The sequence below is a fragment of the Nostoc sp. JL33 genome (assembly GCF_017114985.1).
Taxonomy (GTDB): Bacteria; Cyanobacteriota; Cyanobacteriia; order Cyanobacteriales; family Nostocaceae; genus Nostoc.
In genome coordinates, this window is sequence record NZ_JABXKP010000032.1 from 1 (window position 1) to 21,449 (window position 21,449).

Annotated in this window: 23 protein-coding genes and 5 pseudogenes; 13 read left to right on the forward strand and 15 right to left on the reverse strand. The window is 42.5% G+C overall.

Translation table 11 applies throughout. The features are described 5' to 3' along the window. Position 1 precedes the first annotated feature (1 nt). The 3 genes and pseudogenes from HWQ23_RS07480 to HWQ23_RS07490 all read right to left on the reverse strand — a co-directional run bounded on the left by HWQ23_RS07480 (position 2) and on the right by HWQ23_RS07490 (position 2,741). Entirely contained in the window at positions 2-694 is a 693-nt protein-coding gene (locus HWQ23_RS07480) for a DUF6531 domain-containing protein (RefSeq protein WP_292825904.1), read from the reverse strand. A gap of 171 nt (positions 695-865) precedes the next feature. Further along, positions 866-2,179: pseudogene (locus HWQ23_RS07485) on the reverse strand (Ig-like domain-containing protein); the annotation flags it as partial. Between the two features lie 121 nt (positions 2,180-2,300). Beyond that, the gene (locus HWQ23_RS07490; protein WP_365740724.1) at positions 2,301-2,741 is read right to left on the reverse strand and encodes a double zinc ribbon domain-containing protein; all 441 of its coding nucleotides are present in this window, start codon (positions 2,739-2,741) and stop codon (positions 2,301-2,303) included. A 2-nt stretch (positions 2,742-2,743) separates the two neighbouring features. On the opposite strand from HWQ23_RS07490, the gene HWQ23_RS07495 reads away from it, so the two are divergent. From HWQ23_RS07495 to HWQ23_RS07505, 3 genes are all read left to right on the forward strand, one after another. After that, positions 2,744-2,935, forward strand: a complete 192-nt coding sequence (locus HWQ23_RS07495; RefSeq protein ID WP_292825780.1) for a hypothetical protein — start codon at positions 2,744-2,746, stop codon at positions 2,933-2,935. Positions 2,936-3,013: 78 nt separating this feature from the next. Then, positions 3,014-3,916 carry a tyrosine-type recombinase/integrase gene (locus tag HWQ23_RS07500; RefSeq protein WP_292825782.1) on the forward strand — a complete coding sequence of 301 codons (903 nt, stop codon included), beginning with the start codon at positions 3,014-3,016 and terminating at the stop codon, positions 3,914-3,916. Between the two features lie 103 nt (positions 3,917-4,019). Further along, a complete protein-coding gene (locus HWQ23_RS07505) occupies positions 4,020-6,995 on the forward strand; it encodes a Tn3 family transposase (protein ID WP_292825907.1) in 2,976 nt (991 codons plus the stop codon). Between the two features lie 146 nt (positions 6,996-7,141). Here the strand turns inward: HWQ23_RS07505 and HWQ23_RS07510 are convergent, their stop codons facing one another. Beyond that, a complete protein-coding gene (locus HWQ23_RS07510; protein ID WP_292825784.1) occupies positions 7,142-7,309 on the reverse strand; it encodes a hypothetical protein in 168 nt (55 codons plus the stop codon). Positions 7,310-7,312: 3 nt separating this feature from the next. On the opposite strand from HWQ23_RS07510, the gene HWQ23_RS07515 reads away from it, so the two are divergent. Both HWQ23_RS07515 and HWQ23_RS07520 read left to right on the forward strand, forming a co-directional pair. Continuing rightward, positions 7,313-7,570, forward strand: coding sequence for a hypothetical protein (locus HWQ23_RS07515; protein WP_292825785.1), 258 nt, complete (start codon positions 7,313-7,315; stop codon positions 7,568-7,570). 776 nt (positions 7,571-8,346) lie between these two features. Then, positions 8,347-9,153 (forward strand): annotated as a pseudogene (locus HWQ23_RS07520) (phytoene desaturase family protein); the annotation flags it as partial. Here HWQ23_RS07520 and HWQ23_RS33395 read toward each other — a convergent pair. Next, the gene (locus HWQ23_RS33395; protein ID WP_375466683.1) at positions 9,109-9,228 is read right to left on the reverse strand and encodes a helix-turn-helix domain-containing protein; all 120 of its coding nucleotides are present in this window, start codon (positions 9,226-9,228) and stop codon (positions 9,109-9,111) included. The pseudogene HWQ23_RS07520 and the gene HWQ23_RS33395 sit on opposite strands and share 45 nt — an antisense overlap. A 653-nt stretch (positions 9,229-9,881) precedes the next feature. Continuing rightward, a complete protein-coding gene (locus tag HWQ23_RS07525; RefSeq protein WP_292825786.1) occupies positions 9,882-10,685 on the reverse strand; it encodes an aldo/keto reductase in 804 nt (267 codons plus the stop codon). A gap of 133 nt (positions 10,686-10,818) precedes the next feature. Between HWQ23_RS07525 and HWQ23_RS07530 the strand changes: the two genes are divergently transcribed. Further along, a complete protein-coding gene (locus HWQ23_RS07530) occupies positions 10,819-10,944 on the forward strand; it encodes a hypothetical protein (RefSeq protein ID WP_292825787.1) in 126 nt (41 codons plus the stop codon). Positions 10,945-11,018: 74 nt separating this feature from the next. On the opposite strand, the gene HWQ23_RS07535 is transcribed toward HWQ23_RS07530, so the two are convergent. After that, on the reverse strand, positions 11,019-12,038 hold the full coding sequence (locus HWQ23_RS07535; RefSeq protein WP_292825818.1) for a TauD/TfdA family dioxygenase: 1,020 nt from the start codon (positions 12,036-12,038) through the stop codon (positions 11,019-11,021). Positions 12,039-12,443: 405 nt separating this feature from the next. Here HWQ23_RS07535 and HWQ23_RS07540 point away from each other — a divergent pair, with 405 nt between their 5' ends. After that, entirely contained in the window at positions 12,444-12,965 is a 522-nt protein-coding gene (locus tag HWQ23_RS07540) for a hypothetical protein (RefSeq protein WP_292825821.1), read from the forward strand. A 59-nt stretch (positions 12,966-13,024) separates the two neighbouring features. On the opposite strand, the gene HWQ23_RS07545 is transcribed toward HWQ23_RS07540, so the two are convergent. Together HWQ23_RS07545 and HWQ23_RS07550 are read right to left on the reverse strand one after the other, a co-directional pair. Then, entirely contained in the window at positions 13,025-13,153 is a 129-nt protein-coding gene (locus tag HWQ23_RS07545) for a hypothetical protein (RefSeq protein WP_292825824.1), read from the reverse strand. 853 nt (positions 13,154-14,006) lie between these two features. Continuing rightward, a complete protein-coding gene (locus tag HWQ23_RS07550; protein ID WP_292825827.1) occupies positions 14,007-14,921 on the reverse strand; it encodes an AraC family transcriptional regulator in 915 nt (304 codons plus the stop codon). Between the two features lie 231 nt (positions 14,922-15,152). On the opposite strand from HWQ23_RS07550, the gene HWQ23_RS07555 reads away from it, so the two are divergent. Both HWQ23_RS07555 and HWQ23_RS07560 read left to right on the forward strand, forming a co-directional pair. Beyond that, complete coding sequence (locus HWQ23_RS07555; protein ID WP_292825830.1) at positions 15,153-15,917, forward strand: SDR family oxidoreductase; 765 nt, start codon at positions 15,153-15,155, stop codon at positions 15,915-15,917. Positions 15,918-15,952: 35 nt separating this feature from the next. After that, positions 15,953-16,843: an NAD(P)H-binding protein gene (locus HWQ23_RS07560; protein WP_292825833.1), complete on the forward strand. Its 891-nt coding sequence runs from the start codon at positions 15,953-15,955 to the stop codon at positions 16,841-16,843. A 326-nt stretch (positions 16,844-17,169) separates the two neighbouring features. Here the strand turns inward: HWQ23_RS07560 and HWQ23_RS07565 are convergent, their stop codons facing one another. Continuing rightward, on the reverse strand, positions 17,170-17,397 hold the full coding sequence (locus HWQ23_RS07565; RefSeq protein WP_292825836.1) for a hypothetical protein: 228 nt from the start codon (positions 17,395-17,397) through the stop codon (positions 17,170-17,172). Positions 17,398-17,482: 85 nt separating this feature from the next. On the opposite strand from HWQ23_RS07565, the gene HWQ23_RS33400 reads away from it, so the two are divergent. The 3 genes from HWQ23_RS33400 to HWQ23_RS07580 all read left to right on the forward strand — a co-directional run bounded on the left by HWQ23_RS33400 (position 17,483) and on the right by HWQ23_RS07580 (position 19,349). Continuing rightward, a complete protein-coding gene (locus HWQ23_RS33400) occupies positions 17,483-17,761 on the forward strand; it encodes a carboxymuconolactone decarboxylase family protein (RefSeq protein ID WP_365740738.1) in 279 nt (92 codons plus the stop codon). Positions 17,762-17,799: 38 nt separating this feature from the next. Then, positions 17,800-18,540, forward strand: a complete 741-nt coding sequence (locus HWQ23_RS07575; RefSeq protein ID WP_292825842.1) for an SDR family oxidoreductase — start codon at positions 17,800-17,802, stop codon at positions 18,538-18,540. Positions 18,541-18,611: 71 nt separating this feature from the next. Next, positions 18,612-19,349 (forward strand): SDR family oxidoreductase, encoded by a 738-nt coding sequence (locus HWQ23_RS07580; RefSeq protein WP_292825845.1) that lies wholly within the window; start codon positions 18,612-18,614, stop codon positions 19,347-19,349. Positions 19,350-19,449: 100 nt separating this feature from the next. Here HWQ23_RS07580 and HWQ23_RS07585 read toward each other — a convergent pair whose 3' ends face one another. The 3 genes and pseudogenes from HWQ23_RS07585 to HWQ23_RS33405 all read right to left on the reverse strand — a co-directional run. Further along, positions 19,450-19,677: a hypothetical protein gene (locus HWQ23_RS07585; protein WP_292825848.1), complete on the reverse strand. Its 228-nt coding sequence runs from the start codon at positions 19,675-19,677 to the stop codon at positions 19,450-19,452. An 82-nt stretch (positions 19,678-19,759) separates the two neighbouring features. Next, a complete protein-coding gene (locus HWQ23_RS07590) occupies positions 19,760-20,089 on the reverse strand; it encodes a hypothetical protein (RefSeq protein WP_292825851.1) in 330 nt (109 codons plus the stop codon). A 9-nt stretch (positions 20,090-20,098) separates the two neighbouring features. Beyond that, positions 20,099-20,170 (reverse strand): annotated as a pseudogene (locus HWQ23_RS33405) (hypothetical protein); the annotation flags it as partial. A 97-nt stretch (positions 20,171-20,267) separates the two neighbouring features. Here HWQ23_RS33405 and HWQ23_RS07595 point away from each other — a divergent pair. Continuing rightward, positions 20,268-20,613: pseudogene (locus tag HWQ23_RS07595) on the forward strand (helix-turn-helix domain-containing protein); the annotation flags it as partial. Positions 20,614-20,769: 156 nt separating this feature from the next. Here the strand turns inward: HWQ23_RS07595 and HWQ23_RS07600 are convergent. Both HWQ23_RS07600 and HWQ23_RS07605 read right to left on the reverse strand, forming a co-directional pair. Continuing rightward, a pseudogene (locus HWQ23_RS07600) lies at positions 20,770-20,928 on the reverse strand (HNH endonuclease); the annotation flags it as partial. Between the two features lie 92 nt (positions 20,929-21,020). Then, positions 21,021-21,431, reverse strand: a complete 411-nt coding sequence (locus HWQ23_RS07605; RefSeq protein ID WP_292825854.1) for a hypothetical protein — start codon at positions 21,429-21,431, stop codon at positions 21,021-21,023. Positions 21,432-21,449: the final 18 nt, after the last annotated feature.

Sequence of the window (21,449 nt, forward strand, 5' to 3'; positions counted from 1 at the left end):
CTCACAATTCTCTAGGTGTTATTTTCCGATCGCTCGCCTTTAGTCTAAACTCCAGTTTAAACGGATTCTGACCCCCTAATTCTGCAACTTCTCCACTGGGTTTGCCAACAGAAGTCCGCAAATCTGTGTCGCGGAATTCCATCCGCCAACCGTACCCAAAGTCGTCAGTGCTACCCGAATTGAGGCTGTCATAAGTACGAGTGAGAGTGATGGGAATGCCCGTTACAGGCACAGTCAAGTCAGTAAAACTTAACCTAAAATTACCGAGCTTCAATTCGCCAGAAACATTAACCGTGTCTTCTACAAAGCTGACATTTCCGCCCTTATCATGAGCTTCCAGGCGCAAAGTGTACGAATCATTTTCCAGTAAAGACGGGTCAAACTTGCCCAGCACACCATCATTAACAGTGTTTGTGCCTCGGAAAATTTCCTTGAAATCGCTACTGCCAATGGGCGCAACTAAAAGGCGGTAGTAATCCAGGTTGTCATCGCTGACCGTTCCTTTAATATCAACTGCCCCTGTAACTGTACCACCAGCGATCGCACCCAAATCAAGGCTAACATCGGGAGCGCTGACATCACTGGTATCGATTACTGCCACGTCGAATGTCGCTTGCCCAATATTACCAGCCGAATCAGTAGCGATCGCTTTTGCGGTAATCGTTCCGGCTTCAGTAGGCGTAAACCTTGCCATTCCATTGCTATCCAGCACCACAGAAGTACCATTAATCAACAATTGCAGCCCAGCCACCTTTGTATTATCCGTAGCCCTAGCCTGAAAAGTTATCGATTCTCCAAGGTTAATCTGGTCATAACTAGCAATCAGTTTCACCTTGGGTGCAATAATATCAGGAGTGACATTTAAGTTAAAAGTTTGTTGAGTATTAAAACCAGCCGAGTCAGAAACAGTGAGAGTGATAGCATGGTCGCCAACTTGGGCAGAAGTTGGTGTCCAACTTAAACGTCCCTGACTATCAAGAATCATCCCTAAATTTTGAGAAGCGGCATTTATTGAGTAAGTCAGGCGATCGCCCTGGGGGTCAAATGCAATAAGATCGTAGCGATATAAAGTATTAGGAATTGCAGTAGTTGGTGGAGTAGTAGATTGAATAATCGGTGGAGTAATGGTTTTGGCAATCAGAGTAAAACCTTGAGCTGCACCATCTATACCATCATTCGCACCAACAACCACTTGATAACTGCCAACCACCGGAGTTGTCCAAGTTAATAAACCCGTATTGGCATCAATAGTCATGCCATCTGGAGCCGAAAGCAGCTGATAAGTAATCGGATTATTGTCCGCGTCAGTGGCAGCAACTTGGTAATTATACGCATGACCAACAGCAGCCAAGAATACCGGAGTGGAACTAATCACCGGAGGATGATTAACAGGAGTAGTACCAGCAATTAAAGTGTAGGTTTGATTAGTGCTAGCACCAAAGTCATCAGTAGCAATAACTTGGATATCGTATTTTCCAACTTGATTTGCGGTGGGTGTCCATTGAATTAAACCATCTTTGCTAATAGTCATCCCTGATGGTTTACTACCCAAAGTGAATATTAGGGCATCATTTTCTGGGTCAGTTGCCAAAGCTTGATAACTGTAACCCTGTCCGACCCCAGCAATGGTAATCGGTGTAGAGACAAATTTCGGCGGACTATTAAGCCCGTTAACATGGATTGTAAATTCTTGGACACTGTAAGCACCGTAGATATCTGTTGCTTGAACGCTAACTGTGGTATCGCCGATTTGATTAGCCGTTGGTTGCCAAACAATTGTCCCAGTTTGTGAGTCAATCACCATACCTTGCACAGAGTCAGAAAGGAGACTCCATGTTAAGCGATCGCCATCTGGGTCAATTGCTGTAGGCTTGTAAGTGTAGGTTCGACCAAGTGAGGTAACTGTACTTGGTGTAGAAGTAATTGTGGGAGGTAAGTTTGAGAGTTGATTGCTGACTTGAATTGTCCAGTTTTGGGTAGTAGTACCACCTTGTCCATCACTGACTTGCACGCTAACTGAATTGTTACCAAATTGACTAGCAGTTGGTTGCCAAACAATAACTCCTTGATTTAAGGTCATACCCACAGGTGCATTTACTAAGCTGAAGGTAAGGGGGTCGTTATCTGGGTCAGTTGCTTGTAAATTGTAGATGTAGGGGTTTTGGGTTTTTGTACTTGTGCGAGGTGTAGGCGTAGAGCTGGCGAAGCTGTCACCAAGTGCAAACTAAACAGTTTAGTTTAGTAAAGCGGTAAAGTTTAGTTTGAACAATGAAAGATACAAGTAGTAAATAATACTAATATTAAAGGGGCTGGACTTGAGATTCAGAACTAATAGAAGCTTTATATGGAAAGCCACAGTAAGGACAAAACCGAAACTTCAATGACGTAATAGGTTCGTTACATTTAGCACAATTATTACGTAATGCCGTACCGCACAAGAAACAAAACTGCGATCGCGGTAATAACCAGATTTCTTCAAGAGTTGTTCCGGGAGTCCAGCAGTCGGGGCAAAATTTGAGGACATCAGTTGCAGACATGGGTACACCCCGGATGACTGCATCAAGGTACTCAGATGGAACCTGCAATGCGCGAGCTAATCCACGCTGGCTTTTACTATTGAGCTTGGTAGTCATGCCTCGTTCAATCTTACCTAAACTTTGAAGATGAATGCCTGCCTTAGTTGCCAAATCATTTTGACTTAGTGAAAGGCTTGTGCGTATTCTTTTACCTGGATTTCTCACAAGTGAGAAATCCAAGGAGTGTGGGAGGTGTGGGAGGTGTGGGAGGTGTGGGAAGAAGTCTTACTCCCCACACTCCCCACACTCCCCCCACTCCCCACACCTCCCCCACTATTCGTGAGAAATCCGGGTTTAACGTACTGGGACAGCGTTTCTTGGGGTTGGGGGGTATTGTCCATGCTTTTAATATGCAGTAAAGTATATAATCAATTATTTTATATAAGTGCGTATTTAAAATGAATAGCAGTACTTTTAATTAGATAAAGAGGTGAAACGTGACAACTACATTAGCACAAGTTGCTACAGCTTTCCTTTCTCGACAAGGATTAGCTGCTAGTACACTTAAATCTTACGAGCTAACACTACTATCTTTGCTGAAAGAGCATGGCTCCTTACCTATAGAGTTAGTAGACCGTCAACTGCTGAAAGACTACTTAGCTCGGTTAGATGAACTAAAATACACGACTCATAATCGTCACCAAGCAATAATCAGCGCTCTATTGAATTTTGCTGTTGAATCTGGCTATATTCAATCAAATCCAGTTAGCCGTCTGAGTCTGAGGAAACCAAATCGAGAACGGGGAGAACACAATACAGACGAGATAATACGCTACCTCACGTCTCAAGAATTAGATATTTTGTATGATTTGTTAAAAAAATCTAATGCCAGACTTGAGACGATAGTCCGCTTGCTGCATCGAAGTGGAGCTAGAATTGGAGAATTACTTGGACTGGAACTGGCACAAATTTTTCAGGAACAGCGTAAATTTCAGGTAGTGGGTAAAGGCAACAAAAAACGCTGGTGCTTTTATAGTGAAGATGCAGAAATTGCTTTAAAAAACTATATAAAATATTATCGTCATTCAGATTCAACAGCATTATTCACCGCTCAACATCCAACGACTAAAGTTGTAACACCAGTAAGTTATGAGGCAGTAACGGCAGACTGGCGAGAAATAATTGACCAAAGCCAGAAATTAAAAGGGATTAGGCTGCATGATATCCGCCATACCTTTGCCACTGAGCGGGTGGGATTGATGGGAATTGAAGAATTACGGGCGCTGATGGGACATGAAAACATTCAAACAACTCTCCGCTACCAAAAAGTAACTAGTGCGAGAGCAGAAATAGTAGCAAAGTCTGCTTTAGAGAATTTACAAAAAGTATATAAAAATTAAGGAATATTTCTGAGTAATAAATTTACCAATACATATATTGACTAGAGTTAATTGTTGCAGTACAGAGTAGATACTCTACTCTGTACTAAGAAAGTGAGGGATGATGAAACGAAACTGGCAACCAGAAGAACTACTAGAGTACTGGACGCTGTTACCAAAGGAATTAGAGCTATTAGCGCACAAAAATCCTCAAAATCGTTTGATTTTTGCTTTATTACTCAAGTTTTTCCAGATGGAAGCAAAATTTCCCGAATCAGACCATGAAATTCCGGCTGTAGTTGTTAACTACGTGACACAACAACTCAGTATTACTCCTAGTGTTTACCAAGACTGTAATTGGCAAGGACGGTCAGTAAAATATTACCGCAAGAAAATTAGAGAACTTTTTGGATTTCGAGAAGCTACTATCAATGATGCTGAAGAATTAGTTAATTGGTTAACAGAACAAGCGTTGATTTATGAATTAAAATTTGAACAACTTGAAAGTGCAGCTTTTGATCGTTTACGAGAATTAAAAATTGAGCCGCCAACGCTCAATCGCTTAGAACGTATTACTCGCTCTGCTCTTCATAGTTTTGAGGAGAACTTTTTTCAAAAAACTGTTGCACAGTTGTCTAGCCGAACTAAAGAACAGATAGATAATTTATTCAAACCTCATCCCCTTGAAAATCAATCTGATGAAGAAGTAACTCAGTTAGATGTTGACTCCTCAGAGTTATCGATCTGGAATGAATTAAAATTAGACCCCGGAAGGATTGGTGTAGAAAGTTTTCAAAAATCAATTGAAAAATTATCAATTTTGCGTCAATTAGATTTACCTCCTGATTTATTCACCACCATACCAACAAAAATTTTACAAAAATATAAACAACGTGTAGTTGTTGAATATCCGAAAGACTTACGCCGTCATCCAGAACCAATTCGGTATACATTAGTTGCTATTTTCGCTCTTGTAAGAAGCCAAGAAATAATAGATAACTTAGTAGAGTTAATTATTCAAATTGTACATCGTATAGGAGCTAAAGCCGAAAAACGTGTAGACCAAGAATTGCTGCAAGATTTTAAAAAGGTGAATGGTAAGACTAATTTACTATTTCAAATGGCAGAGGCTTCTTTGCAACAGCCTGATGGAGTTATTAGAGAAGTTATTTTCCCGATTGTTGGTGAAACAACTCTCAAAAATTTAGTTAAAGAATACAAATCAACAGGTAATGTTTACCGCGAACGAGTTTATACTGTCATGCGCTCTTCTTATGGCAGACATTACCGAAGAATTTTACCATTAATTTTAGAGCAGCTTGAATTTCGCTCAAATAATGATGTTCATCGTCCAGTAATTCAAGCACTCTTATTACTCAAAAAATATGCTCACAGTAGTCAGCGATACTATGATATAACAGAAAATATTCCTATTGAGGGAGTGCTGCGTAATGGCTGGCAAGAATTAATCTTGGAAAAAAGTAGTGATGGTGATCTCAAGGTAAATCGCATCAATTATGAACTAAGTGTGCTTCAAGCATTAAGAGACAAACTCAGATGTAAAGAAATTTGGGTAGTTGGAGCCTATCGTTACCGCAACCCAGAATCAGATTTACCAACAGACTTTGAAGCCCAACGAGTCGCATATTTTCAAGCTCTACAACAACCATCTGATGTTGAAGAATTCATTGCTGATTTACAGCAGCAAATGCAGTCAGCGCTGATACAATTAGAATCAGGATTATCTAAAAACAAGTATGTCTTAATTAAAAATCAAGTCAAATCTCGGATTTGTGTATCACCTATACCGCCTCAAAGTGAGCCAATAAATTTAGGGCGCTTAAAGACTGAAATTAATCGCCGATGGGCGAGGACTAGTCTCTTGGATGTCCTGAAAGAAACAGATTTGCGTGTCAATTTTACTGAACATTTTCAATCAGTCTTAACTAGAGAAGTGTTAGAATCTGAACTATTACAAAAGCGTTTGTTACTATGCTTATATGGTTTGGGGACAAATACAGGACTGAAGCGTTTAAGTGATGATATCGGGGGCAATAATTATCAGGAATTATTATACGTCAAACGTTGTTATATCCAAAAACAACAATTACGCAACGCTATTACCAATGTCGCAAATGCTATTTTTCAAGCCAGATTGAAGCATATTTGGGGAGAAGGTACATCTGCTTGTGCTTCCGATTCTAAAAAGTTTGGCGCTTGGGATCAGAATCTGATGACTGAATGGCACATTCGTTATGGTGGTCGCGGTGTGATGATTTACTGGCACGTTGAAAAAAATTCTGTCTGCATCTACTCGCAGTTAAAAACCTGTTCAAGTAGTGAAGTGGCAGCCATGATTGAAGGTTTACTACGCCATTGTACTGAGATGAAGGTTGAGAAGAATTTTGTGGATAGTCATGGACAAAGTGAGGTAGCTTTTGCTTTCTGCCATTTGTTAGGTTTTCAACTGATGCCACGTATTAAACGCATTAATGTTCAAAAATTATATTTACCAATCAATGGAAGTGGCAGTGATTATCCCAATCTACAACCTGTTCTAACTCGGACAATCAACTGGGATTTAATTCGTCAGCAATATGACCAAATGATTAAGTATGCTACTGCACTTCGCTTAGGAATAGCAGAAACAGATGCTATTTTAAAGCGTTTTACTAGGGGAAATTTGTTGCACCCTACTTATCAAGCCCTATGTGAATTAGGGAAAGCAGTCAAGACCATCTTTCTATGTCAATATCTGCATTCAGCCGAACTGCGTCGAGAAATTAATGAGGGGCTAAATGTAGTTGAAAATTGGAATAGTGCTAACAGTTTTATTTTTTATGGCAAGGGTGGAGAACTAGCCACTAATCGCTTAGAAGATCAGGAGTTGGCTATTTTATCCTTACATCTGCTGCAAATTTCATTGGTGTATATTAATACATTGATGATTCAGCAGGTATTGTCACAACCGCAATGGATGAAGTTAATGACTAAACTTGACTTGCGGGCGCTTTCACCTTTGATTTGGCTGCATATCAATCCTTACGGTACTTTCAACTTGGATATGAACGAACGTTTGCCTATTGAGACTGCTGCATAAACATGCAACTGGAGTTATATCTTCTTTATTAAGCATAACTATGGGAGCAATGCGATTTTGTGAGGTACTTAAAATTCAGGTACGAAATCACCTATTTAGGGCTGCGATCGCAGCCAAATAACTGTTTTTATTGAGAATTTAGCTCTTTAATTGAGAATTAAAGTCCGATCTAACAAAATCGCATTGCTCCCCATAACTATTACCTTTTTACTCCGGCGATCGCCTGACTGTATTTCATGTAATCGATAAACACGTTTTAATGGCAATCTTATCCTTCCACCGACAGTTTTTAAACTAAACGGTTTAGTTTGCACTTCATGACAGCTTCGCCAGTTCTACCCCAGAAAATAAAATGCAAGCGCCGTATCAATAATATTTTTGGCACAACCAAGATATCTAGGCGCTTTCGCCTTGAGGGCGAAAGCGACGGCTGGGCATTTTATTTGTTGGATCTCCCCAATGAGCAAATTGAGGCTGTAAAAACTCGTTGGAATGTAACGGGAGTTCTGAAGAGTGAGGAAAATACCTTTTTGAGCTTGGGCAAGATATGGGGCAAACTCAATTACCAAAAGTAGCCCAGTGGTTGGGAGGCTGGTAAATTAAATTCTAGCGTGGAAAAGCGATCGCACCCCCAAAGAGCGATCGTCAGTAGCAATAATTTTGAGCGATGCCGAAGGCGACAAGCTACGCATTTATCAAGAAAGGCAGAGGGCAGAAGGCTTTTATGGATTTATCCCTTTACGGAAAAGCTCGAACCGTCTGCGCGACGCTTTGGGAGCAAGGGTTTAAGACAAGAACACCTTTCTTTGGTGGCTCTCGAACAGCAGTGGGTTTGAATCCCCATTTGAACGAAACCTTCTGCCCTCTGCCTCCAGCAAGAACTGCCTTCTTCAACGGGACTTTAACATTTTTGAGGCACAAACAATCCTCAAACCCATACAGGGCAAGAAAAATACACTAAATGCTCAAAAATGCTTAAGAGGATGTTTGAAAAGTCCTCCAGCGTGTGTTTCACTACCCTAGCTACCGAGAAACTGCTACGAGAGAATCGGAGTTTTGGGATTTGAGATCGCACCCCTGAGTCGCACTTGAGGCTCAAGCCGACCCTTTTCAAACAACCTCTAAAACCCAGATATATCAAGAGACTAGACAAAACGATGTCAAAGTCTCTCTGTATATAAATTTGAGGCTTTTTCCTGGCTACTTTTTGTCTAAGTCCCACTAACAAAATTCCCGCAAGTGAAAAATGACACAGCAAACCCAAATATTAGAGAATCTGCTTTCTCCTCAGTTATTGAGAGTGAAAAACTTGGCACAATAACTATAGACTACGCACTAATAACTAATGACTATGAACCAAAAAGATGTAGTTGTAATTGGTAGTGGTATCGGGGGGTTGAGTTGTGCTGCTGTTTTGGCGCGATATGGCTTTGATGTGACTGTTTGTGAGAGTCATACAATTGCTGGTGGAGCGGCGCACAGTTTTGAACGTCAAGGATTTAAGTTTGATAGTGGCCCTTCTCTTTACTCTGGGTTGTCTTACACTCCTTCCGTTAACCCTTTACGACAAGTGCTAGATGTAATTGGTGTGGATTTGCCATGTGTGACTTATGATACTTGGGGTTGTCGGCTACCAGAAGGTGATTTTGATACATCTGTGGGTGCAGAACAGTTTTGTGAAGTGCTGGCAAGGCTGCGAGGTGAAGATGCAGTGTCCCAATGGCGACGCTTGCAAGCGGTGATGACACCACTAGCCGCAGCTGCTCTCGCTCTGCCTGCATCTGCATTACGTTTAGATATAGGTGCAGCTTTAACTATCAGTAAATTTGCTCCATCGTTAGCTAAACATACTGCTAATATTCTTAAGTTAACGGGGTCTTTTGACCGGATCATGAATGGTGTTGTCCATGACCCCTTTATTATTAACTGGTTGAACTTGTTGTGTTTTCTCCTCTCTGGACTACCAGCATCAGAAACTAACGCCGCGGAAGTCGCATTTATGTTTGCGGAGTGGTACAAACCAGGAGTAGCGTTAGATTACCCTGTTGGTGGTAGTGGTGCTTTAGTCAATGCACTGGTGCAAGGACTAGAAAAACATGGCGGGAAATTAATGTTAAGCTCTCATGTTGAGCAAGTTTTGGTACAAGGTAAACGCGCAACCAAAAGCTTGAGCCAATTGTATTTGCTGTTCTTGCGACGGATATAAACGGACTTGTAAAACCTTGTGTAACACTCAACATTACCTCCTGAATATATTTATTTTAGCATGATATATAATTTGTGGTAAGTGTTTAAAAGACAATAATTGTTGATTCGTCATACATCTAAATATTTGTTTTTGCTGTGCAAAAAATTAATATTAGATGCAATCCTCATCAACCACCTTATATCTCGCCACTGAATTTGGAGTACCAAATTCAGTGGGAGACTTACGGCGTAATAGTTAAGGACAAGACTGGCTTATAATCATTAGCCCTCGGACAACTTATCGACGGAGTAGTCGTGCCATCAATTACCTTTGGTATAATCACCATCACTTCCAAAGCCAGGTTCGTAGGAATTCCCCTTGCTTCTAACCCTTCAACTCCAGAACGTCACTGCCTGCTGCCAATCCATCCAAATATTCCTCTACACTTACTCCTAAGTTTTCAATCTTCGACATAGGTATAATTGGTTTTTTGTTTGATTTCTATATTCAAGCATCTATTACGTAGCTATCTCACAGATGGATCATGTCAAAGTGCGACGGACTGAGCAACAGCTACTGAGCCAAATTTCCTCTCTACGAGATGCGCTCTGCGCGAACGCTTGAAAAAGGTCTGCATCCCAGTCAAATCCCAATGTGGTTTCGTGTTATGCGATCGCTCCCCTCAACCATTCCACCTCTCAAACCCATTGAGTATCAAACGCATCTTGCCCAGTTCCATAAATTAAGTTCCCGTATGAGTGCCATTTAGCTATTTTTTGGGCTTCAATTTGGGGCGCGTGTAGAACAGCAAGATTTTCTTCTAATTGCTGCCTAGTTTTGGGGGCGGTGAGCGCCAGACGCACCCCTGGATGATTTAGCGCATAGCGATAACAGTCTGCTGCGGTAGGTAACTTTCCGTGCCAGTTGTGATCACCTTTGAGTAACGTTCCCCAGCGCGTGCAAGTGAATGCCACCACGGGAATACCAGCTTTTTGAGCGCCAGGTAAAACATCTTCTTCAGCCTTGCGATGTGCCATATTGTAACGGTGCATCAACACATCACACTGATGACGCTCTATCATTTCTAAAGCTATGGCTCGGTTGTGTGTCGTAACTCCCACATAGCGGACAACTCCAGAGTTCTTCCACGACCGAAGTTCATCAAGCAACACCTGAACCTGGGTTATGTCATCAGCAGGGGAGACATATTCAATAAAAAATACATCTACCATTTCGACATTTAAACAATGGCGCACAGAGTCCAAGTAATTGCGTAAAGATTGCATATCTCGGTTTTCACTCCCCGTTGCCACCAAGACTTGCTCACGCTTTGTTAGCAACAGAGATTTTAAGCCACTCAAAAAGTTTTCAGATTCTAAATTGTAAAAGAAAAAGTAATTGATTCCTGCCTCAAATGCCAACAAAACAGTTGCAGCATCTATCGATTGCCCTGCCAAACCGAGAATACTTGCTGGTTGTCCAAGTAGTGTTGATAATTCCACGATCAACTATCCGACTTCTTACTTTGAGTGTATTACGCCAGTACGATGCTAGTGAGGACATCATCAATGAATTTTAATTTTTGGGCGATCTCTTCTTCAAGCTTTCGCGTTGAGCGTCTCGTAGAGAGGAAATGTGAGATATGTCTGGGGCGATCGCCTACCGTGGGATGCTGTTGGGGAAATATTTCGTTACATTTTAGGACAGAAAACCCAATGCAAGGAAAACATTGAGCTTTACTTTTTCAGACAGATTTTTTAGCAACCATTAAAAACTTTCTTTTAGGTGTTTTAGCTCGGCAATCATTATTCAAAAATCGGGTAGCTAATTGGATCTTAACCTAAAGGCATTTCACGGCTTGGCCACTGACAATTACCATTATTCCAAAGGTTGAAAGAGATAAAAATCTTCTTAAGCCAGCGATCGCTACCATCGAATCGAGGCGTAAATGATGTCCTGGCGTGTACAGTGCGCTTATTACTAATAATAAGTAAATCTCCATAGGAGAGAAAAACTCCAGTCGCTAACTCTGCTGCTTTCTCACGCAATCTTTCATAAGCCGATTGTACCTCTTCTATAGGACTACCTATAGTAGATCCTGGGGCAACATTTTCATCAGTCAGATTCACACAAGGATTTTCTCTTGTACCGGTAATGGCTGGTTTTTGGAAAAATTGGTCGGGGTTGGGAAATCGCCATTCAATAGGGTGAAGGCGCAGTAACTCAACATCCTCAGGTTCTAACGCATTACACAGAGTTCGTGCATCACATAGCATAGTGTAAGCTTTTTGGGTAGAATCGCCCCGTAAACAGAGTAAAAATAACAAGTCTGGGGACGTTGCTTCTGGGTGGAAGGGGAAGTCCCGATGCATTTTTAGTTCTACTAAGCTACCCCCCGTTGAAGCCAAGTTTTTTTCTGCTTCCATAGGAACCAAATCCTGGATTAATCCGCCTCTCTCCTTAAGATAGGGATAGGTAAAAGGCTGTCCAAAACATCTACCAATGCCTAGTATTAGCCCTTCACTGATGGGACATTTAGCTGCACTCACCCCTGAGGTTTTTGGGGTTAGGGGTAACAAGTTGTCCACAGGTAGATTTTTGAAGAGTAAGGCACTAGGGGCGTTGGGAGCGAAACAAAATTCCTCGATCGCCCTCAAGACTTCTACCGTCATCTGTTTATGGACTAACCAATGGGCTTTGGTAATAAACACTTCCGGTTCTATTCCCCAGTCACAGTTCCCCATCACCTGGGTAAATTCCTCAGAAAACCCTAACCAAGATAGATTCAGACATTGGAGATGGTTAACCCTCAAAGGAGTTTGGTGGTGGTTAAGGGATGATGTTATTTGAGACATAGGATTAAGGAAAAATTTAAATACAATGCCTTTCGGCTCTGGGTTTTTATCGACATAGTAGCAAATTATTCGGTCGTAGGATTTAATCATCCTACCGTTGTTAGAGCAAGCAGAATTTCTATGCAATATTTTTTGTCAAAAATGTAAAGAAGTATGTAGTTAACAGTGTCTAATTTCTTCCAGTTTATTGATTTCCTGCATAACCTTTACCATAAACATCTCCGAAAAAGAATGTAAAAGTCTTGTGTAGTCATCCACAAGCGTTAGCGATGTACTCAAATTCAGGTGGACAAAGTTTTGCGTGGGCGTAGCTCGTCGTGACATCGCTACTTGTCCCCACATCAACACTTCCCACGCTAAATGCTAAATTTTATTTAGCCACCCAGCAGGAGTTTTCTTTTTCTTATGTGGTTCTGGTCTGCCGATTCAGTAGAACAAGAATTATTTGATTTGTACGCTCCAGGTCTGCAAACGCTTGGCGTAAATTTTAATGACGAGCAACTCCAAGACACTCTAGAAGCATCAAGCTATGGTTTAGAAGATGCTTTCAGGAGCGCAATTGTTTATATACTCTGGCTCGAAGAAAACCTGAAGCCGATCTACCCGACTGCAATACTAATCGACGCACTCGCAAATCAATGGCGCACCAAGTACTGGAAGCCGGAGTATTTAGAACTTGAACAGTTGCTTTCCCCCGGAAAACGCTGGTGGAGGGCAGCAGTGGATAAGTGGGGTTACGACGAGCGTAATCAACTGGTTTCAGACATATTTTATGACCACGGGCAGGAATTTATCAAGTTCCGAAATGGTAAAGAAATTCTAGTTGATACTGCTTATAAGTGGGGATGGGAGCGAGTCGCAGATTATGCGTCTCCATTTTCAGAAAATAATTGGTCGCTTGGCAGTATCAATGCAAAGGAATCTTGATGTACAACCGTCAAGCAGCAATCGCTTTAGCTACACGCTATTCTGAGACAGTGTGATTTTTACCTTTCCCAATCCACCAACACATCATCCACGATCGCAACCCCCCATTGCGGAAACTTCCCCAGCAACTTCTTGATTACAATCTGCTTTCGCCGGATCGTCACTCCAGCACGAGAGCAAAAAGTCAAACCCCGGATTCTCCCCCGAATTCACCGCTCGATTCAGTTTTTCCCTTCTTACAGGTCGCGCATTTGCCCTTGCAACAATCGCCTCATGTGACCATTTCTCAGCGTTGGTGACAGGCGCGACGGAACTTTCACCCTCATGAACTGCTTTGACTTCTCCACCCGAAACAGCTATACCTTGAGAATTGTTAGCTCTCCTACTGGCTGTTACCTTGCCAGAATCCCAATTCTGGCGTTGAAAACACGGTAAATCTGCCGTTTTTTGTTAAGTAATATTTCGCCAACGGTATTTAGGCTATATCTACCCCATGTAGAAATTTACGTCAGCACTTGCATCAAGACTTGATCAATGCCTGAAATCGTTCATCTGAACGAATATTATCAAAATAAAAGTTTCAGAATGTTGCTTCGATTATTGTTTTCTGAAAGTGACAAAAGAGGGTTATCCTTCTAATGTCTCTAATCCTTGCCGACTATACATTTGACGATAAAAGGGTTGATAACGCACCCGGACTAAAAATGTAGGATTGAAATCCCCTAAAACTGAAACCCTTTTGATATAAGTATTTGACAATCCTACACTCACCTAAAAATCAAATCTTAAGATTACCTTTTTTTGGCAAGCTTATGGTGAGAATTTTGATTTTCGGCAAAATTATGGTTCCAATGCATCAAAAAAGAATACGAACGCTCGAACGGAAGAATAAGTATTACAGCCCTTAAAGCGGCAATGTTATGGTTCCAGTCGCGGCAATATTATCGTCCCACCGACACTTTATCCGGGAAGCTCTATTCTATGCAGCTTCACATTAAATTGGTATGAGAACTAACACCAATGCTGCATCTGTAGTTATATTTAAGCCACTCTCAGCCGCTCAATATCCCTAATGGGTGGTGCGCCAAACATCCGAGCATATTCACGGCTGAACTGCGAAGCGCTCTCATACCCTACCTGATAAGCAGCCTGGGTTGCATCGATATCTTCAATAAGCATCATCTGACGCGCACTCAAGAGTTTCAATTGTTTTTGATATTGCAACGGACTCATCGAAGTCACTGCCTTGAAGTGGCGGTGGAAGGATGAAGCAGATATATTTGCTTGTTCAGCTAGCTCCTCAATTCGCAGAGGCTTGGTAAAATCTGCTTTGAGTCGTTTAATTACTTCAGCAATGCGCTGCATACTACTACCCGCAGTGGCAATCTGACGTACCGCTTCGCCTTGTTCGCCGACGAGCAGCCGATAATAGATTTCGCGGACAATCATCGGTGCAAGAAACGAAATATCCTGCGGTGTATCTAACAGCTTTATAAGTCTAGTAGCACAATCAATTAAGGAGAAGTCTGCATTGCTGACAAACAAGCCTCTAACTGATTCTTTCTTGCCGATGTCTAGTTTTATTTGAGCAATAATCTCACAAAGTTGAACGGGGTTTAAATTCAGCTTAAAGCCTAAAAATGGTCGCTCGGGGGTCGCTTCTACCACACATCCCCTCACTGGCAAATCCACCGACAAAACCAGATACTGAGCGATACCATACTGATGGGTTTCTTCGTTCAGCAGCACTTCTTTTTTGCCCTGAACTACGATTGTCAGCAGTGGTTCGCTAATTCCAGGTATGGCGGTAGCAGGCTCGGTCTGTCGCATGAATTCTAAGGAGTCAAACGCCGTTGAGTAAACACCGTTTCTTTGACCAGATGTGTGTCGATCGATTAATGCCGCTAATTCTCCACAGTTAGCGATCGCTCTCTCGCGGTTCCGTGTCTGAATCATGCTGTTCTCACTCAAACTTTGCTTTTGTATTAATTATAGGAAAAATTCTCTGACTTGAGAGGATTAGGCAATCATTTACCGGGTTTGTGTATTCAGGTCAAAGCTTTCTAAGCCTACTATAAAACCATGCAGTCAGCGAAGACCAATAATTGAATGTTAAATCGTTGAACCAATCGAAGTTTTCAGCGCACATTTATTGAATCGCTAATCTCAACAATGAGGAAAATAATCATGACAAGCAACACAAAGATCGCATTAGTTACGGGAGCAAGCCGAGGGTTGGGCAAAAATACCGCTTTGACATTAGCGAAAAAAGAGATAAATGTCATCCTCACCTACCACAGCCGCGAGGCAGAAGCAAACAGCATTGTCTCGACGATCGCCGAAACGGGTGGTAAAGCCGTTGCTCTACAACTAGATACTGGCAATACGAAAACCTTTGATGGGTTTGTAGTACAAGTCAAGCAAGCACTTCAAGAGAAGTGGCAGACCGAGCAGTTTGATTTCCTCGTGAATAATGCTGGCACTGGCATCTATGCACCTTTTGCCGGAACAACTGAGGAAGACTTCGATCGGATGATGAACATTCATGTGAAGGGCGTTTTCTTCTTAACCCAAAAACTGCTTCCTTTGATTAAAGATGGCGGACGGATTATCAATCTTTCAACTGGTCTTGCTCGTTCTACCCTACCAGGCTATGCCGCTTATGCCAGCGCGAAGGGCGCGATTGAGGTTTTAACCCGCTATCTAGCTAAGGAATTGGGTGAAAGACAGATTGCGGTGAATGCGATCGCATTCACCGCAATCGAAACAGATTTTGGGGGTGGTGCAGTGCGTGACAATCCAGAAATCAACAGCTTCATTGCTTCGCAAACGGCTCTAGGTCGTGTAGGTATGCCCGACGATATTGGTGGCGCGATCGCATCACTGCTCTCTGAAGATAACAAATGGGTGAACGCTCAAAGAATTGAAGTTTCTGGCGGTCAGTTTCTTTAATTCAACCTAACTTTATCTAATCAAACGCAGAATTTATGAAATTTATAGTAACAGGTTCATTAGGAAACATTAGCAAGCCGCTTGCACAGGAATTAGTCCAAAAAGGTCATAGGGTGACGGTTATCAGCAGCAAGCCAGAAAAGCAAAAAGACATTGAAGCAATGGGTGCGATCGCCGCGATTGGCACATTGGAAGACGTTGATTTCCTAGTTTCCGCTTTTACAGGCAGTGATGCAGTGTATTGTATGGTGCCGCCAAACGATTATTTCGATCTTAGTCTTGACCTATTAGCTTATTATCGCAGAATCGGCAATAAGTATACCCAAGCCATTCACCAGTCAGGAGTAAAGCGTGTAGTCAATTTAAGTACCATTGGCGCTCATCTAGAGAAAGGTTCAGGAATTCTGTTTGGCGCTCACAATGTTGAGAAGATTCTCAATGAATTATCATCAGATGTAGCCATTACCCATATTCGCCCAACGAGTTTCTACTACAACTTGTATGGCTATGTAGATACGATCAAAAATCAGGGTTTTATTGCCGCAAACTATGGTGCAGACAAAATTATCCCTTGGGTTTCTCCAATAGATATTGCTGCTGTAATTACTGAAGAACTTGTTACACCGTTTGTTGGTAGAAAAGTGCGGTATGTAGCAAGTGAAGAACTTACAGGCAACGAAACTGCGAGTATTTTAGGTACAGCTATTGGAAACCCTGATTTAAAGTGGAGAATTATTACCAATGAACAAATGCTAAGTAGTTTAGAAGGCGCTGGTATGAATCCACAAATTGCTGCTGGTTTAGTTGAAATGTATGCCAGCCTTTATAGCGGTTTACTAGCAGAGGATTATTATCGCCATAAACCAACAGTTATGGGAAAAGTTAAGCTGAAGGATTTTGCAAAAGAATTTGCTGCTGCTTTTTGATTCTGCCACGACTACCATTTACTTTTCATCGAACACCAAGCTGAAGCCGAAAGCAACCTATATTTGGCAAAAGTAATAGCGGCTCCAAGTTGATTCTCCATTGGAAGAGGCTTCGCCAACTAGAACGATTTCCGTGGCGGTACTGTTAGGGACAATCTAGAAGTCAATAAATTTATCGCCTCGCAAACAGCGCTCGGTCACGTCGGCTTTCTTAATTGTATCGGTAGTGCGTTAACGAAGCTTACCAAAGGTATCGCATCATTGCTTTCGCTAGACAACCGATGGGTGAACGCTCAGAGAATTGAAGTTTCTGACAGTCAACTTCTTTAAATCAAATCAACCTCAATCATGTCAAACGTAGAAAACAAAGCTGCGATCGTCAATAAAGCTAATGGCGGCAGTGAATCTATTAGTTGCCAGCGCGTGCAAGCTGTATAGTGGCGAAAACCGATACAGAAAGCGATCGCGCTTTTATCCTCTACTCTAATAGCCTTACCTCTTGCCGCCACTGCACAAACTCCACCAGAAAGCCAGAGTCGCCGCGAACGAGGCAATCAAGTCATTAATAAGTTATCAGGAGGGGCTGGGCAGCCAGTCCTTGAAGGTCTACGTCAAGATTTCCCATTTTTAGCAGATGCAATTGTAGATTACTCTCTTGGTGAAGTTTGGTCGCGGAGCGAGCTTGACGATCGTACTCGTCAGCTTGCCACCGTCGCCGCTTTTGCTGCCCAAGGCAATCTGCCACAACTAAAAATTCATGCAGGCTATGCCCTCCGGCTAGGCGTAACTCAGAATGAACTTAAAGAGGTCGTCTACTTGACGACAGTAACGGCTGGGTTTCCACGTGCCATTGATGCGGCACAGGCATTACGGGAAGTCTTCACCGCTCAATCTAGTAGTCCCCGAACTACAAAATAATCTAGCCTCACGAACGTAAAATAAACTGGAGATATTGTATGACTACTGATAACAGCCAGAAAGTTGTAGTGATTACGGGTGCGAGTAGCGGCATTGGTGAAGCTACAGCCAGATTACTGGCAAAGAACGGGGCAAAAGTAGTTTTAGGAGCGCGACGCACCGATCGCCTAGAAGCGCTCGTCAAAGACATTCACGCCGACGGCGGAATAGCTGAATATCTTGCTCTCGATGTGACTCAACGAAGTCAAATGGCAGAAATCACGCAATTTACTCTCAGTAAGTTCGGTCGCGTGGATGTGCTAATTAACAATGCTGGAGTCATGCCATTATCAACCCTTGACCGATTGAAAGTTGAGGAATGGGATCTGATGATTGATGTCAATATCAAAGGTGTTTTGTACGGCATCGCGGCGGTACTACCGATTATGAAAGCCCAAAAATCCGGTCAAATTATTAATCTTTCTTCCATTGGCGGACATACTGTATATCCAACGGCGGCGGTTTACTGCGCTACCAAGTTTGCGGTTGGCGCGCTCTCTGAAGGATTGAGGCAGGAAGTTGGCGGTGATATCCGGGTGACGGTGATTTCTCCTGGCACAACAGAATCAGAGTTAGCCGATAGCATCAGCGATGAAACTGCTAAAAAAGGAATGGAAGAATTTAGACAAATATCTATTCCGGCTACCGCGATCGCTCGGTCAATTTTATTTGCGATCACTCAACCTAACGATGTTGATATCAGCGAAATTATAGTTAGACCAACAGTAAGTCCTTATTAAGTAGTTACAGACAGATGGCTAAAGAGAATTTGCTTTTCTAATATGATTGAAAACCATAAGGAGAAATCCAAATGAACTACGACATCAAAGACAAAACCATTTTGGTTACGGGCGCAAATCGCGGCATCGGCAAGGCGATAGTTGAGTCGTTTATTGAACACGGAGCCACCAAAGTCTATGCGGCTGTTCGTCAGCTCAACAGTGTCTCCTCATTGGTTGAACAATACGGTGATCGGGTAGTACCAATTCAGGTTGATTTAGGTAATCCTCAATCTATTGTTGCTGCTGCTCAAACTGCCCCAGATGTGCAAATTGTTATCAATAATGCAGGAGTCTTTCAAGCTGGAACTCCCCTAGCTGAGAATGCGATCGCCGCTCTCGAATTTCAGATGAAAATCAATGTATATGGATTGATCTACATGGCTCAGGCGTTTGCCCCGGTACTCAAAGCCAATGGAGGTGGTGTCTTTGCCCAAATCAATTCTGTTGCTTCGCTCAAAGGTTTCCCCGATTCTGCCACTTACTGCGCCTCAAAAGCTGCGGCCTATTCAATCACCCAGACATTACGAGAACTATTGAGTGAGCAAGACACGCTTGTGCTAAGTATTCACCCTGGCCCAATTGCCACGGATATGAGCGATGCGGCAGGAATGGGTGAGGTTTCACAGCCACCTGCACTTGTGGCAGACGGGATAATAAAAGCTCTCAAAGCTGGGGATTTTCACGTCTTTCCTGATCCGATAGCTAAACAAATGGGCGATGCTTATAAGAGCTTTGCCCAAAATGTCGTTGAGGTGTCATCAAGTTAACTACAACTACATTGCAGGGTAATGCTCTAGACAAGGAAATCTGGGTATCAAACAGCAAGCTCAAACTCTTCTCGATTGTACAGATTCACTACTCCCCCAATCAACCAACACCCCATCCACGATCGCAACCCTCCACTGCGGAAACTTCGCCAGCAGCTTCTTGATCACAATCTGCTTTCGCCGGATCGTCACTCCAGCACGAGAGCAAGAAGCCAAAACCCGGATTCTGCCCCGAATTTTCCGCTAGTTTGAGTTTCTGCATACGCTCCGGTCGTACATTTGCCCTTGCTACAATCGCCTCATGCGACCACTTTTCAGAATTTTGCACGGACGCGGCGGAAAATGCGTTTTCATGAGGGGAGATCGCCCCTTAGTCGGGTTTCGGATGAAATAACTTACCTAAAATATTTTCATAGCGGTGGGTCATTCAGGAGACGCTGTGTAGAATTAACCAACGAGTTATGAGACTCACGTTGGTCTTTCACAGTTCTAAAAACCTCCATAATTGGAATTAAGCAGCGTTTAGCATCTTCGTAACCATGCTTTTTTAGCTCGGTGATGCGTTCTGAACTAAAATCCAGGTAGCTATCAATTTTACTAATTATCGGAGTATCAGACTTTTCAATTCTCTGTTCAGGTCTAATTTCAATTACAGTTTGTTCGGGAAAGTCATGGCGATTCCAAGCAGCGCCATTTTTTAAGTGAATTACAATGACGTTTTTGCAACCACGTTTTGCCAAAGCTCTCAAAGGTACATTATCAGCTAAACCGCCATCTATATAGGACTGTCCGTTAACTTCCCGACTAGGAAATGCTAGAGGAAGAGCAGCACTATAGCAATCCTATTTGGTTTGTGAGAAAATACGGAAGAAGGTTAAAGGTATAATTAGGAGCTATTACAGGAGAATATCAATGTGGATGCGATCGCTATCAGAGTTTATGGAAAATAGCCTTCGACTTGCGAGAAATTCAACGGGCACTCGCAGTCAAGATGCTGCTAGAAGGATACACTCATGTTGCTATCCAATCGATATTGGATGTTTCATCAGGATTTATAAGTAAGTGGAAAAAGGCATTTTTCACTTTTGGAGTAGAAGGCTTAAAGCTTAGATACAAGGGAAGTCAGGGATTTTTGAATCCACAACAGCGTGCAGAAATAATTGAATGGCTCAAAACCAAGGATAAGTGGAATTTGAGCGAACTAGAATACGAGATAGCATCTTTGTATGGGGTAGTGTTTGAGTCGAAACAGAGCTACTACGACTTCTGTAGTTAAAGCATTATTTGAGCTAGCCGTCAATGGTCAAATTTTTGACTTTCCTAAGCTGAATGAGTACGGTAATTTCTCACAAATGATTTAGGATTGCTATAAGAGTTGTTGAAGATTAATTGGGTGCTTCTCAGTTTTTTTTTGTAAGAATTTTGAGCGCGGGATTACATGGTCGAGCGTCAGACGCTTGCTACTGCCGCAGTATTGGCAGGTGTAGCTATTATGCTTTAACACCTCACGCCGATTTACAGGTGGTACTTTCCAGTGGCGTTCGGGATTACCAACGGTCAAGCGAATATGTTCGGGAACTTAATCAAACGAGAAACGCTGATTAAATCGATTGATTTTTCAGATTGGTCGTGATCAACAGTTTAGATGCGTTTGCCCTGAACTCCAGTCCGTCAATAACTGCCGCCCGATCCACTGCTAGAACTGTCACCACCACTACTACTCGAACTACTGCTGTCACCACCACTACTACTCGAACTACTGCTGTCACCGCCGCTACTACTGCCGCTATCACCGCCAAAGCTGCCGCCTGCACCGCCGCCACCGCTATCACCACCACCGAAACTACTACTACCGCCTTCACTACCTGCGCTATCACTATAGTCACCGCTAGAACTGCCACTGTCGTAAACCTCGCCAGCGTTGCTACTGTAATCATTACTGGAGGTGTCGCTGGTGTGGATGTAGTTGTCGCTGCTTCCATCACGCCAACTAGAACGACGACGGGATCTTCTGCTAAAAATTGCACCAGCAATTAAGATCGCAAACCCAACAACTATCAGCACAAACAGTATATTTTTCATATCAATTTACTTTTTTTT

Coding starts and splice junctions, on each gene's coding strand:
- HWQ23_RS07480 (WP_292825904.1), bottom strand. CDS start 694: ATGGCAAGGTTTACGCCTACTGAAGCCGGAACGATTACCGCAAAAGCG.
- HWQ23_RS07505 (WP_292825907.1), top strand. CDS start 4,020: ATGAAACGAAACTGGCAACCAGAAGAACTACTAGAGTACTGGACGCTG.
- HWQ23_RS07515 (WP_292825785.1), top strand. CDS start 7,313: ATGACAGCTTCGCCAGTTCTACCCCAGAAAATAAAATGCAAGCGCCGT.
- HWQ23_RS07535 (WP_292825818.1), bottom strand. CDS start 12,038: ATGTCTCAAATAACATCATCCCTTAACCACCACCAAACTCCTTTGAGG.
- HWQ23_RS07540 (WP_292825821.1), top strand. CDS start 12,444: ATGTGGTTCTGGTCTGCCGATTCAGTAGAACAAGAATTATTTGATTTG.
- HWQ23_RS07550 (WP_292825827.1), bottom strand. CDS start 14,921: ATGATTCAGACACGGAACCGCGAGAGAGCGATCGCTAACTGTGGAGAA.
- HWQ23_RS07555 (WP_292825830.1), top strand. CDS start 15,153: ATGACAAGCAACACAAAGATCGCATTAGTTACGGGAGCAAGCCGAGGG.
- HWQ23_RS07560 (WP_292825833.1), top strand. CDS start 15,953: ATGAAATTTATAGTAACAGGTTCATTAGGAAACATTAGCAAGCCGCTT.
- HWQ23_RS07575 (WP_292825842.1), top strand. CDS start 17,800: ATGACTACTGATAACAGCCAGAAAGTTGTAGTGATTACGGGTGCGAGT.
- HWQ23_RS07580 (WP_292825845.1), top strand. CDS start 18,612: ATGAACTACGACATCAAAGACAAAACCATTTTGGTTACGGGCGCAAAT.
- HWQ23_RS07605 (WP_292825854.1), bottom strand. CDS start 21,431: ATGAAAAATATACTGTTTGTGCTGATAGTTGTTGGGTTTGCGATCTTA.